Source organism: Celerinatantimonas marina (assembly GCF_046054165.1).
In the GTDB taxonomy this organism is placed as follows: domain Bacteria; phylum Pseudomonadota; class Gammaproteobacteria; order Enterobacterales; family Celerinatantimonadaceae; genus Celerinatantimonas.
The window spans coordinates 215,761-230,412 of record NZ_JBFNXK010000002.1; the positions used below are offsets into that span (position 1 = coordinate 215,761).

Consider the following 14,652-nt stretch of genomic DNA (forward strand, 5'->3'; position numbering starts at 1 on the left):
CTAAAGCGCTTCCAGCGCATCCGCCAGTTTTCGCACTGCAATCACTTCCATTCCGGCTAACGGTTCTTTTGGAGCATTGCCCGCCGGAATAATCGCCCGTTTAAAGCCATGTTTTTGTGCTTCGTGCAACCGTTCCTGTCCGTTCACGACCGGCCGGATCTCACCAGATAGCCCCACTTCGCCAAAGACCACTAAATCCTGAGGCAATGTTTGATCTCGAAAACTAGCAATCATGGCAACCAGTAAAGCCAGATCAGCAGCCGTTTCGGAGATTCGCACACCCCCCACCACATTCGCAAAGACATCCTGATCAGACATCTGTACACCTGCATGGCGGTGGAGAACCGCCAGTAACATCGACAATCGATTTTGTTCTAACCCAACGGCCACCCGCCGTGGATTCGCTAACTGGCTGTAATCAACCAAAGCTTGGATCTCAACCAATAATGGCCGGGTTCCCTCCCACAGCACCATGACGACAGAGCCTGGACTAGGATCCTGAGCCAAAGACAGAAAAATCGCCGATGGATTGCTGACTTCACGCATTCCCTGATCCGTCATTGCAAAAACCCCCAGTTCATTCACAGCACCAAACCGGTTTTTTTGTCCACGCAGCGTCCGAAAGCGACTATCAGCTCCGCCTTCAAGCAACAAAGAACTATCGATACAGTGTTCAAGTACTTTAGGCCCGGCCAATGTCCCATCTTTCGTCACATGACCCACCATAAAAATAGCGATATGATTTTGCTTGGCGAACCGAGTCAACCAAGCTGCACTTTCTCGAACCTGAGAGACTCCCCCTGGAGCCGACTGAATATCCGCCATATGCATCACCTGAATCGAGTCAATCACCATAATTCGAGGCTTTTCGGCAAGAGCAATCTGCCCGATCGTTTCGACACTGGTCTCCGCCAGCATTTTCAGATTTTCGCGGGGCAAACCTAACCTTTTGGCACGCAAAGCAACCTGCTGCAAAGATTCTTCACCCGTCACATAGAGTGCACTCATCTGCTGAGCTAATCGGCACATCACCTGTAATAATAAAGTACTTTTTCCGGCTCCCGGATGCCCCCCGATAAGAATGGCACTTCCCGGGACAATCCCCCCCCCCAAGACCCGGTCCAATTCAGAAAATGTTGAACTAAACCGCGGCAGTTCATCCAAATCAATGGCATCAAGCGTCTGAACCTGTGCCTGAGTGGCACCAGCAAAGCCACTGTAGCGATCGTTACGCACAACGCTTGGCATCCGCATCTCGGTGATCGTGTTCCAGGCCTTACATTCACTGCACTGTCCTTGCCAGCGAGGATAATCGGCACCACATTCACTACATACATAAGCCGTTTTTGATTTCGCCATCGTGAAGCTCTTTTATTACAAAGGGAGGTTTCATTCAAAAATATGAAATAATCAGCGATTAATCCACTTTAATAATCAGCACGACTACTCATGGTTGATGAGTTGAGTCACATTCAAAACACCTTTAATTTGAATAAAATACAACAATTAAAGATCAAAAGACTCTAAAAACGTAGTTTACCACAAGGCTATTGTCGCTATGATATGCTTTAATAAGTTAAATCGCTATTCTGATTAAAATCACAAGCAAGATTAGGTGGTTATGGACAAAGCTCTTCAGCAGCAAGCATTAGATTGCCTAATTCCCTTACACCGGGAACCCGATTTCACACAGATATTCGATCGAATGCTGCAAAATGAAAGTAAAAACGACAAGTTCCTGATCAAAATGGAACTGAACCGGCTTATCGCCCCCACTCAGCGCCTCATCGATCTGAGAGGAAAGGTTGATGGTGAATGTCGGCAATATCAATACGACGGGCAAACCCATTACTTAGATGATGTCGGTATCCGTACTTTTGAAAACCTCATCAGTCAATACGGCCATTATTGCACCGGCGTTTACGAAGCCATGCAGCAAACCGAAAATAATTTTCGAGTGATGAATGAATCCGAAAAGCCAGTTCCTCGAATCAAGCCATTAACGACTGCGATTCCGGCATTTCAATTTCATTATCATGGCCGGGTTGAAGAGCGAATGTATCTGAGTGTACCGATTGAACTCAAAGATAGCACCGGAGAAATCTATTCCGGGATGTCTTCCAATATGTCCGTATCTGGAATGCGAATTAAACTTCCAGAAGACTGCCCCTTCATGTTTGCTCTAGGTGATAAAGCGACTTTGTATTTCACCGGGCTTGAAAAAGAATTCGCTAATCCGGTTCTAGGTCGGGGCACTGATTATTATATATTAGATAGTGAACGTAATGATAAAGGCCTCTGGCTACGGCTAAAAATTGTAGAAAAGGATGATGCTTTTAATCTCTTTTTTAATCAATTTCTGAACGCCTATAAAGGACGTTATCGCGTCGATGTCGTCAATCTGGCTGAAGCCATCTTAGTCAAAAGCTACCAACAATTTTTTCTCCCCCGGAATAATTCACTTCCCTTGTATTTTGTCGGCGAGGATATTCCTCAACTGCGTTTTGTCCTGAGCAACGACAGCACTCAGCCGATTCAAGCCTATTGGCGTAACGAATTTCATCAAAACTTACTGGGGCAACTATTTCATTCAACCCGGATGGCTCAGCTCACGGAAAAAGAATCTGGACAAACTTTGATCTACAGTTTTGTTCACAGTTATGACCGCAAACTCTTTTTTCATTCAGCCACCCATGAAGAACTGATCGAGTTTCCTAAATTAAGGCAACTTTTTTTCCACTTCGGTTCCAGCAAGACTAGCTGGCGGGTCTTCCTTTTCCAATGGAAAAAAGCCGATCCCAGCGACGGTTTTCTGCCACCGATTATTCCTCATCAGGCTCCCGGTACCGACGAAAGACACGTCAAAAAATTGCTCGAATCGTTAACCTGGCTAGGTTCGTTAACCGATATCACCGTAGAACAACATGCCCAGTTTTATCATCAACGATTCGCATCTGACTTGGATCCTAATGATTTAGCGCGTTTTGGCCAATACCGGTATCCATTACCTGCGATTCGGGTCATCACCCATAAATACTTACAGCTTCGAAAAGAAGATCGATATCAATATCGTTCTCTAGCGGAAATACAATGCTCTCAGGGTGAGGAAGTTGGCTGGGTGAGCGATTTTTCACCCGGTGGAATGCGAATTGAACTGGATAATCCGCTACCGCTTAAAATTGGGGAAATTATCCATGTATCATTACCACAGTTCCAATTACTCGTAACGCGCTATACGCTGAGTCAACTCCCTTATAAAGTGGTTAATGTGCAGCATAATCAACGTGCGATTCACTTACAGGTCGAAGGGAAAAACCATCATGGTCGACTGTTTTTTACCAAACTGATTGCAAATAACCTCGATAAATTAAATAAAGCCCCGGAACTCAAAACGATGGCCGGACTTTCAGAAGCACTACGACACATCTACTGCCGTGCTCTTTTCAAGCATGTATTGTTTATTGAGAAAGCAGGTGCCCAGTTACGCCTTCGAACATTGGCTTTTGGCGATGCCCCCAATTCCCTCAATGAATTACTCAAACTTTCGCCTTCTGAGCTGACTGCGGATCTGGAACAACTCATGCGTCCGGAGCAATGGCAAGAATGGTTTATCACGCCCTTGAAACAACTGGAACCCCAACAAGGATCGATCCAAATCCGCCTGATGCTGGCGATTCATCGCACCAACCATAGTGTGATTGCCATTCGGCGAGAGAGCGACTTTAAATCTCGATACCAAGCCGTTGAATTCGTCTCTCAAGCAATGAACAACGGCATCTTCCGTTATATCGAATTGAAACTTTCCCGAGCCGTTCGTCCGGATATGGATTATATCCATGATGAAATGGAATATATGAAACGCTATGCCACTCACCGAGTAAAAGAACTCGAAGAACAACTCTGGAATATTTATGCCATTGCTGAAATTCAAGATCTCACGGCTGAGTGGCAGGCTATTGCATTACCTTTTAATGAGAGCGAATAGCCAATGCTGCGGCCAAAATAAAAAAGATACCTTCTAAATGACTATGTGAAATCGCTATTTTAGCGCGCTCGCGTACAATAGGCTTAGCATGCAATGCAATGCCTAGACTCGATTCGGCTAACATGGCCAGATCATTGGCCCCATCACCAACGGCCATCGTCTGCATTGGATCAATCTGCCACTGCTCTCGTAGCATTTTCAGCACATTCACTTTATAACTGGAATCAACAATATCCCCAATGACCTCTCCGGTCAGGATACCCTCTTTAATCCCCATCTGATTGGCATACACGGCATCGAAACCCAGTTGTCGCTGCAATGCATTGGCAAAATAGGTGAAACCTCCGGATGCTAAAACTACCTTCCAGCCATTCAACTGCAAATGACTTAATAATACTTTTAATCCAGGCATCAGTGGCAGTGACTCAACCACGGTTTGTAAAATACGCTCCGGAGCCCCTTTTAATAAACCAACCCGGGCGCGCAGACTCTGGCTAAAATCCAACTCACCCCGCATCGCCCGAGCCGTCACATCGCTCACCTGTTCACCGACACCGGCCAGTTTAGCGATCTCGTCGATACATTCCACCTGAATCGTGGTGGAATCCATATCCATCACTAGCATTCCTGGGCGTCTAAGATCAGGAATATGATCGGTAACAATCACATCAAATTGTTGATTCACCGATTGGAGTCGAGTGACTAATTCATCATGAGCTAAAGGAGAACCCAAAGCCCAAAGGGTTATCCCCATCAAACGCTGTGTAGGATAAATATAGAGCGTCTCACCCGTACGATACAAAGCATTCCATAACAACTCGGCATCATCGCTACGACGGGACCAACCAATAATATAGTGAGCAGGTGAAAAATTATCGGCATGTCGAAGCTGATTAAGGGAGTTCATCATAATCGCTTGCTCTGGCCACACAGGGCCTACAGAAGCGAGCTGTTGTGCAATCTGGATCGTCACCGGCAGTTCCTTGGCAAAGTACTTTAATTAGGCGCAACACCATAGCGTATTGCAATTTGATTTGGCAAGTCTACAATGAAAAATTGACCATTTATCGTAAGGACCGCTGTGGCCAGAAAACCGCTTAAACGTTTCCGATGGCTTGCCCGAATCGAACTGATGAGTGTTGTTGTTGCCATTCTGGTGGCAACCAGCTTTTATTGGAATCTAGCCCAGAAGGGAGAGACGTTGCTAGGCAATCAAACGGAAAAACTAGCCCGATCCTTAACGACACTGGCCGCATTTAATGCAGCACAATACATTCAAGCCAATCAACTCAACGAATTGCATAAGTTAGTCAATGCACTCGTTAAAGAAAATTTTATATTTGATGCCACGATTTATGATCATCAAGGCATAACCCTTGCCCAAAGTGATCACGCACTGCCCATCCGCCAACTTCTACCGATGTCAGGAGCCCCCGCCATTCCCGCCCAGGGCATTGGCCGTAAACCTTATATTGCCACCATTTATAACGCTAGTGGAGAAGCAACTGGCTATTTGAGGATCACGTTGGAAGAAAGCTCCATGCTCAGCAGTGCCAATCGCTACATTCATTCGGCTCAGTTTGCACTACAAGTCATGTTAGTGATGGCACTTTGGGTCGGATTTGTCATCGCCCGGCTGATTTCGAAACAGCATCGGCGGCTCATGAAAATAGCCCACCGTCGGCGAGCTATCCGATTCAAACATCGCCTTAAACTAAGGATGTTAAAGTAAGTTCGATCATATCATTGAAAGTGGTTTGACGATCCGCGGCTGAAAGTGCCTCACCCCGACGAATATGATCCGAAATGGTGACGAGACACAACGCCGCTTTACCACATTCGGCAGCAACACCATACAGACCGGCCGCTTCCATCTCAACGGCTAACACACCATGTTTTTCCATCACATCAAACATCTCCGGCTCTGGGGTATAAAAAAGATCAGATGAAAAAACATTCCCCACCCGAACCGAAATCTGTCGTTGTTTAGCCGCCTCAACGGCTTTATATAACAGCTCATAATCAGCAATTGCAGCGAAATCATGGCCTTTAAAGCGCGTCCGGTTCACCTTGGAATCCGTACAAGCTCCCATGGCGACCACAATATCTCGGACATTCACCGATTCACTAATCGCCCCGGCACTTCCAACTCGGATAATTTTCTCAACCCCATATTCGGTAAATAGTTCACGAGAATAGATCGAGCAACTCGGGATCCCCATGCCCGATCCCATCACTGAAACCGATTTACCCTGATAACTCCCCGTAAACCCAAACATATTGCGAACATCCGTCACTTGCCGGGCATTTTCCAGAAAATGTTCGGCGATAAATTTCGCACGGAGCGGATCACCGGGGAAAAGGACCGTCGATGCGAAATCGCCCGGCTGAGCGCTAATATGAGGTGTTGGCATAAATTCTTCCTTTCATTTCAATAAAAACAGATCGAACTATGAACGTAATGCGGATAAAAAGCTGGTTCCATAAGCCATTGAGGGCAGATCAAAATAATCCGCCACCGTCTGGCCGATATCGGCAAACGTACTTCGCTTACCCAGATCAACGGCCTTCAACGATGGCCCATACACCAGCACCGGGATATGTTCCCGCGTATGCTCAGTTCCAGGCCAAGTTGGATCACAACCGTGATCCGCCATAATAGCCAGTAAATCGCCCTCTTGAAGCTGTGCTAATAATTCGGGTAACCGCTGATCAAAATATTCCAGCGCCCGAGCATAACCACTGACATCCCGGCGATGGCCATATTCCGAGTCGAAATCAACAAAATTCGTAAAGACAATGCTATGATCCCCAGCCGTTTTGAGTTCAGTGAGTGTCGCATCAAATAATGCTTCTAGACCGGTGGCTTTGACTTTTCGAGTAATGCCCTGATGAGCATAAATATCTGCAATTTTACCAATGCTGGTGACGCTGCCTCCGGCATCGACTAATTTTTCCAACACAGTCGGCTGTGGCGGCTTCACGGCATAATCATGACGGTTCCCGGTACGTTTAAAATTACCGGAATGTTCACCGATAAAAGGACGAGCAATCACTCTCCCAATATTATAGTCATTCACTAATGTCCGGGCGAGTTCACATAACTGGTAAAGGCGTTCGACGCCAAACGTCTGTTCATGACAAGCAATCTGAAATACGCTATCGGCTGAAGTATAAAAGATTGGTTTTCCGGTCCGCATATGTTCCTCACCCAGCGATTCAAGAATCGCCGTTCCTGAGGCATGGCAGTTCCCAAGATAGCCCGGTAAATTAGCCTTCTCGACTAATTCATCTAATAGCGATTGCGGAAAACTATTCGTTTTTTCAGGGAAATATCCCCAATCAAATAAAACCGGAACCCCGGCGATTTCCCAATGACCACTCGGGGTATCTTTACCACTTGATAATTCTTGAGCATAACCATAAGCGCCGATAGGGGAAACTTCAGCTAATCCTGGCACGGGTTTTCCGCGGCTCGCCTGAGCTAACCGGCCGAGCCCCAGCTGAGTCAAGCAGGGCAAATGAAGAGGTCCCGTACGCTGTTCATTGGCCTGATTGGCCTGACAACGCTCGGCGATATGCCCCAAAGTATCGGCACCTTCATCACCAAATTTATCGGCATCCAAAGCACTACCGACTCCAAATGAATCTAATACAAGCAATACAACCCTTTTCACAACAATTCCTTGGTCATTCATTTATTTGTTGATAAATCACATCGGGAACCGATGATTTTTCATCCGTAATCAGAATCGCTTCTCGCAGCCGTTGGGCCGCTTTTTGCCAGCTCGTCTGATCAGCCGCATGAATCATCACCAATGGGTCTCCCTTGCAAATTTTTTCACCGAGCGGCCACCATCGATTAAGTCCGACCCGATAGTCGATATTCTGTGAAGGCCGACTGCGACCGCCCCCTAATGCCACAACTGATAATCCGATTTCGCGGCAGTCCATCTGGCTAAGATAGCCATCTTGCGGAGCGAGTAACGGTGCAATCACCGGAGCCTGATTAAAATGACTTTTGCCCTGGGCTAATAAATCTTGAGGCCCACCCAACATCCGGACCATTTTATTAAAACGCTCGGCCGCTTCTCCACTACTCAAAGCCTTAGCGATTTTCAGTTGCGCCTGTTCAGCATGCTCGGCAATCCCTGAATCAATCAGCATCATCTGCGCCAATGTTGTAGTCACTTCATGTAACCGGGAATTACGACATTCCCCTGTCAGATAATCCATGACTTCCATCACTTCCAATGCATTGCCACAGCTGGATGCCAATGGCTGATTCATATCGGTTAATAGAGCACTGGTCTTACATCCAGCCTGACGAGCCACGGCAACCATCCGATGCGCCAAATCCCGAGATTGATCCAAATTCGCCATCAAAGAACCGCTGCCGACTTTAATATCAATTACCAGAGAATCTAACCCCTCCGCTAATTTCTTACTTAAGATCGAGGCACAAATCAGAGGTAAAGAATCAACGGTTGCCGTAACATCCCGAATACTATAAAGACGCTTATCCGCCGGAGCCAATTCTCGACTGGCACCAATAATCGCCACCCCAGCTTCTCGAACAGTTCGCTCAAACACTTGGCTACTGGGATCTACCGTATATCCGGCAATGGATTCCAATTTATCCAATGTGCCACCGGTATGCCCTAATCCCCGTCCAGAAATCATAGGAACATAACCGCCGCAGGCTGCAATAATCGGCCCTAAGATCAGTGAAACGACGTCGCCGAGCCCTCCGGTAGAATGTTTATCAAGCACCGGACCATCCAGAGCCAACGACTGCCAATTCAAAACCGATCCCGAATCACGCATCGCACACGTTAATGCGGTGCTCTCTTCAATATTCATATCTCGAAAATAAATGGCCATGGCCAGTGCGGCAACCTGACTGTCCACCAACCGTCCATTCGTCATTCCATCCACTAAAAATTGAATAGCTGCAGGGGTTAATGGTTCACCATCTCTTTTTTTTCGAATCAACTCCTGTGGAAGAAACATACACGCTCCTTAGTTTTAGCGGCTCCGATCTTCGGCTGCTTTCACAAGTTGCCGTTTTTGCTGAGGATCCAGAAAGGCCATTGCTAAACCGTTTTGCTGCAATTGCTTCAATTGTGATGGCGATAACCCTATCCGTTGCTGAGCGATCTGATATTCATGGGCTATATCAATGGCGCTCACACCTGGATCATCCGTATTTAAACTCACTAAAATGCCAGCATCCAGAAAATGGGGTAAGGGATGTTTGGCATAACTCGCAACCGTCGACGTATGTAGATTACTGGTTGGACAAGATTCAATGCCTATCTGATATTTTTGAAGATAATCCATTAATGCAGGATCTTCAATCGCTCTGACGCCATGTCCTATTCGGGTAGCCCCTAATTCTCGAATAGCCTGCCAAATACTTTCAGGACCAGCCGCCTCACCTGCATGGATAGTGATGGCTAAACCCGCTTCTCGCACCTGACGGAAATGTTCAGTAAACAGTTCTCCCGGATAACCCTGTTCATCGCCCGCCAAATCCACTGCAACAAAAGACTTCGCACGACTCAAAATGGCCTGGAGTTCATCAAAACAAGCACTTATACCAAATGTACGAGAAAGGATACCAATCAGATTGATCTGAATCAAATAATCACGACAACCCGCCTGGATCCCATCGACCACGGCATCTATCACGCCTTCCAACGGCAACTGATGATTCATCGCCATATAATAAGGACTAAATCGCAGTTCACAGTAATCTAAACCGGATTCAGCCGCATCCTGAACATTTTCATAGGCCACCCGACGCACAGCGTCCAGATTAGCCAATACCTTCACCATCCAATCCAGCTTTTTCAAAAAACCGAGCAGATCATTTTCTTTGCCTTGGACTTGCACATATCGGACAAATTCAGACGACTCTTGAACTGGCAACGCAATCCCAAACTGGTGTGCCAATTCCCAGATAGTCTCAACCCAGACATTACCATCCAGATGACGGTGAAGATCGACCACCGGTAAAGTTCGATCAAGCATACAAACTCCTTGATTCCATGATTTGAGACCATAAAAAAACGGCCCTTAAAGACCGTTTTTTAACCTAGAAAGGCTCAGAGCGCACCTTACAATTTAGCACGGATCATTTCTTCCATACGCAACTGATCAGCCGCGAAATTCCGAATACCTTCAGCCAGTTTATCAACGGCCATTGGATCCTGATTATGATCCCAGAAAAACTCTGCTTCACCCATTTTACTCGGCGTTGGTTCAATCTTAAAGTCATCAACCAAATGCCGTTCCAGAGTATCTTCAGTATTATTCAGCTCTTCCAGCAATGCCGGGCTAATGGTTAAACGGTCACAACCAGAAAGCGCCAGAATTTCACCAACGTTGCGGAAGCTAGCCCCCATCACCACAGTTTTATAACCATGATTTTTGTAATAATTATAAATCTGCGTTACTGATTTCACACCCGGATCATTCTGAGCTGTATATTCTTCGCCGGTATTTTTTTTGTGCCAATCAAGAATTCGACCAACAAAAGGCGAAATAAGATACGCGCCCGCTTCAGCACAAGCCCGAGCCTGAGCGAAGGAGAACAATAGTGTCAGGTTACAGTTGATACCTTCTTTTTCAAGGATTTCAGCTGCTTTGATCCCCTGCCAAGTCGATGCGATTTTAATCAGAACCCGATCCTTCGAGACACCGTTATCAGCATACATTTGGATCAATTTGCGAGCTTTTTCAACAGTAGCTTCTGTATTGTAAGACATCCGAGCATCAACCTCTGTTGAAACCCGCCCCGGTACCAATTTTAAAATACTGGTGCCAATATGTACGGCTAACCAATCACCCGCTTCAATCACTTGTTCTTCTGGATTAGGGGTACGTTTAGAAGCCCATTCAGCAGCCTGACTAATCAGCGCATCGCTGCCTGGTTTTTGTAATGCTTTTAAAACCAATGAAGGGTTAGTTGTTGCATCCTGAGGCTGATATTGCTCGATGGCATCAATATCCCCAGTATCAGCAACAACCGTTGTGTATTGTTTTAGTTGACTTAATAAAGTCGCCATGAATGATAACCTCTTGCTTTATCTCAAATAGTGAATATGTAGTCAGGGTATTCAGACCTTTACAGGTTATTCAGTGTAGATGATTCATTGATAAATATAGATAACTATAGCAGTCATACTAATGAACAATGCCGCTACTTTTTCAAAATCCAATCTACAATCCTGCTCTGCAAGAAATTTATAACCTCAACCCGGATACACGTTAGGATTACTCTCCCCATTAGATAAAATCCTGTTCAAATGATCAACCATGTAACAGTGATAAAAAGACGATTTTTTAATAAAAATATAACAATATCGCCAATTACCTATGGAACTATTCGCTAAAACCAATGAGTTAGATAAATAGAAGCCATAAACAGATACACAAACGCAGTTTGCATTTGCTTAAAATTCGTTTAACAAGATGAAAATAAAATGAAAAATAGTGTAAAAGGAAGGATGAGCCACATTCAGTTCAGTCACTAACCCGCTCCGTATAGGAACAGTGTCCCCCCCATTGGTCCACGCATACACCAAGTGGTTAGTAACCAAAGTCGATCATACAAGCAGCAAGGAAATCGTATCATCGATTGAACTGAATGTGGAAAGGTCTTTCGACCTTGCGACTGGCATCGCCAGCAACACACGCATGCAGTCTATCGAAACTCCAACTAAAAAATAGCCACAAAATAACTTTTCCCCGTGCTTTTTTTAGTCAATTTATTTTTATTTACCATATCTGTTGATAAGCTATCCCACATGACGACGACTCCTTCCGGATAAAGATGAAACTCATGCAAAATCTGAACTGTTGCAAAAGCTGGGGGTGCGATAATTTTGGTCGACCCGATCAAGCTGATTATGATCAGCTCAGCCATCACCTTGGCTATCCAGCGCTACATTGCCAAAAATGTGGTAGTTATCCTCCCCTGATCAATAATGAAGCTGTTCATCAATTGTATCTTGAGAAGCATCCAACCCATTATCTGCATCCCCGACTCCATTGTCCCCGCTGTTTTCAGGCCCATGCTCAAAATATTCAACGCTATGGGGTAACCTCCAGTGGTCGTCAGCGGTTTCGCTGTCGAACCTGCCAAAAAGTCTTCACCCCGCCTCGAATGCCGGAACTCACAAAACTACAAGCCATACTGCAAGGTATTGAACAGCAACAATCACCGACGAGACAAATGCAACGGCTCGGGTTAAATGCCAAAAGCTATTATCAGCAGCTGCAGTGGCTGGCCATATTGTTAAGCTATTTTAGTCGCCATTTGGAGCATCACCACCTTCCCCGGACCCTACTAGCGATGCAAAGTGAAACAGGGATCCTTTCGCTCGCCGGAAACATTCGGCTATGGTGTATAACCACAGCCGAAGCGAAAAGCGGTTACCAACTCCTGTTAAACCACAATGCTTCCACATTATCTCTGGAGGATGGCGAATATCAGGGAAAAGAAGATAACCGACTTTCAGCATTTACGGATCAATCACTGACCGAGGCCATCAAAAAACGCTATCAACAGATCATGAACCGCTACCATTTTGAAGATATTCAGTATGGTCCATCCGCCTGCTGGAAACAGGCTCATCTCATCCAACCCTGGCTAATCAGTTATGCTCATTTTCAAATATTACGGGATGTCAGTAAGCTCGCTCAGCACCAACATCATTATTTAGAACAGGAAAGTTGCATCCGGGGAGCGGCGATTATGGGCGCCATTGAAGCCATTCAAGAACGGCACGCTGAGGTTTTTTATCTATTTTCCCACCCCGATCAACAAACCGCTTTTTGGGCTGATGGCCGTCCTCTGGGATGGTGGAAAGATCGCTGGTTCAGCACTCCGTTTGGCGGATACTGTCCCATTACTGAACGCCGGCACTACCGCCATCCTTTCCAAATGCGCGATATCGCCACCAATCAGCATTATTTCCAATATCTGAGTCAACATATCCCGAAAATGATAAAAGGTCTGGCACCACTGAACGCACACCTACTGATCCAGCGCTGTTGTTACAATTTTACCGTTGATGGCGAACAGAGCCCAGCCGAACGACTCGGGCTCCCCCATTATGACCACAGCATACAAGCGCTGCTCAATGCGGCCTACCAGACTGATGAGAGGCACTATGCAAACGACTTCGAAACCCTATAAACAACAAAAGGAGCTTAAAGCTCCTTTTGTTGAAACTGGGGAAACCTTGATTAACCGATAAACAAACCGGCAATCGTCGCACTCATCAAATTAGATAAGGTCCCCGCGATCACCGCTTTAACCCCAAGTTCAGCCATCTCGTGGCGACGACTAGGAGCCATTCCTCCTAATCCCCCCAGCAAAATGGCAATCGAACTGATGTTAGCAAAACCACAAAGAGCAAAGGTCACTATCGCCTGAGTATGCGTACTCATCACAGCTTGAGTCGCCCCAATCAAAGTTTTACCATCCAGATAAGGAACTAAATTCACATAAGCCACAAACTCATTCAAAACTAGTTTCTGACCAATGAATGAACCCGCAACAACGGCTTCATGCCAAGGCACACCAATCAGGTAAGCAACTGGCGCGAAGATCCAGCCCAAAATCGTCTGGATGGTCAGGCCACTGATATCAAACCAACCCCCGATACCCCCGACGATCATATTCAGCAAAGCAATGATACCGATAAAAGCCAACAGCATAGCGCCTACGTTCAACGCCAGTGATAAACCAGATGAAGCCCCGGATGCAGCGGCATCAATCACATTAACACTGCGTTCCTCTTCGGCCAAGATCCCCTGAATATCATCATTGGGTTTTTGGGTTTCCGGCACAATCATTTTAGCCATCAACAAACCACCGGGAGCCGCCATAAATGAGGCTGCAATCAAATATTCCAGCTTAATCCCTAACCCGGCATATCCAGCTAATGTCGAACCAGCCACAGAAGCCAACCCTCCGACCATCACCGCAAATAACTCAGAACGCGTCATCTTGGCAATAAATGGCCGAACCACCAGCGGTGCTTCCGTTTGTCCCATAAAAATATTGGCGGTAGCAGACAGCGATTCAGTACGGCTCGTTTTAAGACATAACCGCAAGAACCCACCAATAATGCGAATCACCCATTGCATCACCCCTAAGTGGTAAAGAACGGTAATCACCGATGAGAAGAAAATAATCAACGGCAATACACGAACCGCAAAAATAAACCCGATCCCGCTGCTAAACGCAGCCGGGCCAGCCAACCCACCAAAGAGGAATGTAATCCCCTGTTGGGCTGCATCAATTACAACTTGGACCCCCATAGCCATCTCGCCCAGTACCGACTTACCGGTGTCACTGAACAAAACCAGGACCCCGATGCCGAACTGAATGACAAAAGCTAAGCCTACCGTCCGTAGCCGGATAGCCTTTCGGTTTTCAGAAAGTAGATATGCTATTGCTAAAAGAAATACCATACCTACCAGACTCATCAATATATTCATCTTGAAGTTCCGATAATCAAAAAATTAAATATGAGAAGAGATTAACATGGCGAGATATTCTAACGACAAGAAACACTCGTTATGATCATATTCTGCCTGATTCGGAAACTATTGAAAATAGGCCAAATCAAAGCAAGTTGCGTAAACAC

The 14,652-nt window shown here is 46.0% G+C and carries 11 protein-coding genes; 3 read left to right on the top strand and 8 right to left on the bottom strand.

The features are described from left to right. Complete coding sequence (gene radA / locus ABUE20_RS03385) at positions 1–1,359, bottom strand: DNA repair protein RadA (RefSeq protein ID WP_408618422.1); 1,359 nt, start codon at positions 1,357–1,359, stop codon at positions 1–3. A gap of 262 nt (positions 1,360–1,621) precedes the next feature. On the opposite strand from radA, the gene ABUE20_RS03390 reads away from it, so the two are divergent. After that, positions 1,622–3,985: a PilZ domain-containing protein gene (locus ABUE20_RS03390; RefSeq protein ID WP_408618423.1), complete on the top strand. Its 2,364-nt coding sequence runs from the start codon at positions 1,622–1,624 to the stop codon at positions 3,983–3,985. On the opposite strand, the gene serB is transcribed toward ABUE20_RS03390, so the two are convergent. Further along, positions 3,969–4,958, bottom strand: a complete 990-nt coding sequence (serB, locus tag ABUE20_RS03395; RefSeq protein ID WP_408618424.1) for a phosphoserine phosphatase SerB — start codon at positions 4,956–4,958, stop codon at positions 3,969–3,971. The genes ABUE20_RS03390 and serB overlap by 17 nt on opposite strands. 108 nt (positions 4,959–5,066) lie before the next feature. On the opposite strand from serB, the gene ABUE20_RS03400 reads away from it, so the two are divergent. Continuing rightward, positions 5,067–5,717: an AhpA/YtjB family protein gene (locus ABUE20_RS03400; RefSeq protein ID WP_408618425.1), complete on the top strand. Its 651-nt coding sequence runs from the start codon at positions 5,067–5,069 to the stop codon at positions 5,715–5,717. Here ABUE20_RS03400 and deoD read toward each other — a convergent pair. The 5 genes from deoD to tal all read right to left on the bottom strand — a co-directional run bounded on the left by deoD (position 5,695) and on the right by tal (position 11,058). Next, complete coding sequence (gene deoD / locus ABUE20_RS03405; protein WP_408618426.1) at positions 5,695–6,399, bottom strand: purine-nucleoside phosphorylase; 705 nt, start codon at positions 6,397–6,399, stop codon at positions 5,695–5,697. The genes ABUE20_RS03400 and deoD overlap by 23 nt on opposite strands. Positions 6,400–6,435: 36 nt before the next feature. Beyond that, positions 6,436–7,683, bottom strand: a complete 1,248-nt coding sequence (locus tag ABUE20_RS03410; protein ID WP_408618427.1) for a phosphopentomutase — start codon at positions 7,681–7,683, stop codon at positions 6,436–6,438. Beyond that, positions 7,676–8,998 carry a thymidine phosphorylase gene (deoA, locus tag ABUE20_RS03415; protein ID WP_408618428.1) on the bottom strand — a complete coding sequence of 441 codons (1,323 nt, stop codon included), beginning with the start codon at positions 8,996–8,998 and terminating at the stop codon, positions 7,676–7,678. Before deoA ends, ABUE20_RS03410 begins: the two co-directional genes overlap by 8 nt. Positions 8,999–9,013: 15 nt before the next feature. Further along, positions 9,014–10,021: an adenosine deaminase gene (gene add / locus ABUE20_RS03420; RefSeq protein WP_408618430.1), complete on the bottom strand. Its 1,008-nt coding sequence runs from the start codon at positions 10,019–10,021 to the stop codon at positions 9,014–9,016. 86 nt (positions 10,022–10,107) lie between these two features. Beyond that, on the bottom strand, positions 10,108–11,058 hold the full coding sequence (gene tal, locus ABUE20_RS03425; protein WP_408618432.1) for a transaldolase: 951 nt from the start codon (positions 11,056–11,058) through the stop codon (positions 10,108–10,110). A gap of 767 nt (positions 11,059–11,825) precedes the next feature. Between tal and ABUE20_RS03430 the strand changes: the two genes are divergently transcribed. Next, positions 11,826–13,193, top strand: coding sequence for an IS1/IS1595 family N-terminal zinc-binding domain-containing protein (locus ABUE20_RS03430; protein WP_408618433.1), 1,368 nt, complete (start codon positions 11,826–11,828; stop codon positions 13,191–13,193). A 50-nt stretch (positions 13,194–13,243) separates the two neighbouring features. Here ABUE20_RS03430 and ABUE20_RS03435 read toward each other — a convergent pair whose 3' ends face one another. Then, positions 13,244–14,503, bottom strand: coding sequence for a NupC/NupG family nucleoside CNT transporter (locus ABUE20_RS03435; protein WP_408618435.1), 1,260 nt, complete (start codon positions 14,501–14,503; stop codon positions 13,244–13,246). Between the last annotated feature and the right edge of the window lie 149 nt (positions 14,504–14,652).

Coding starts and splice junctions, on each gene's coding strand:
- ABUE20_RS03435 (WP_408618435.1), bottom strand. CDS start 14,503: ATGAATATATTGATGAGTCTGGTAGGTATGGTATTTCTTTTAGCAATA.
- radA (WP_408618422.1), bottom strand. CDS start 1,359: ATGGCGAAATCAAAAACGGCTTATGTATGTAGTGAATGTGGTGCCGAT.
- deoD (WP_408618426.1), bottom strand. CDS start 6,399: ATGCCAACACCTCATATTAGCGCTCAGCCGGGCGATTTCGCATCGACG.
- deoA (WP_408618428.1), bottom strand. CDS start 8,998: ATGTTTCTTCCACAGGAGTTGATTCGAAAAAAAAGAGATGGTGAACCA.
- add (WP_408618430.1), bottom strand. CDS start 10,021: ATGCTTGATCGAACTTTACCGGTGGTCGATCTTCACCGTCATCTGGAT.
- tal (WP_408618432.1), bottom strand. CDS start 11,058: ATGGCGACTTTATTAAGTCAACTAAAACAATACACAACGGTTGTTGCT.
- ABUE20_RS03430 (WP_408618433.1), top strand. CDS start 11,826: ATGAAACTCATGCAAAATCTGAACTGTTGCAAAAGCTGGGGGTGCGAT.
- ABUE20_RS03410 (WP_408618427.1), bottom strand. CDS start 7,683: ATGAATGACCAAGGAATTGTTGTGAAAAGGGTTGTATTGCTTGTATTA.
- ABUE20_RS03390 (WP_408618423.1), top strand. CDS start 1,622: ATGGACAAAGCTCTTCAGCAGCAAGCATTAGATTGCCTAATTCCCTTA.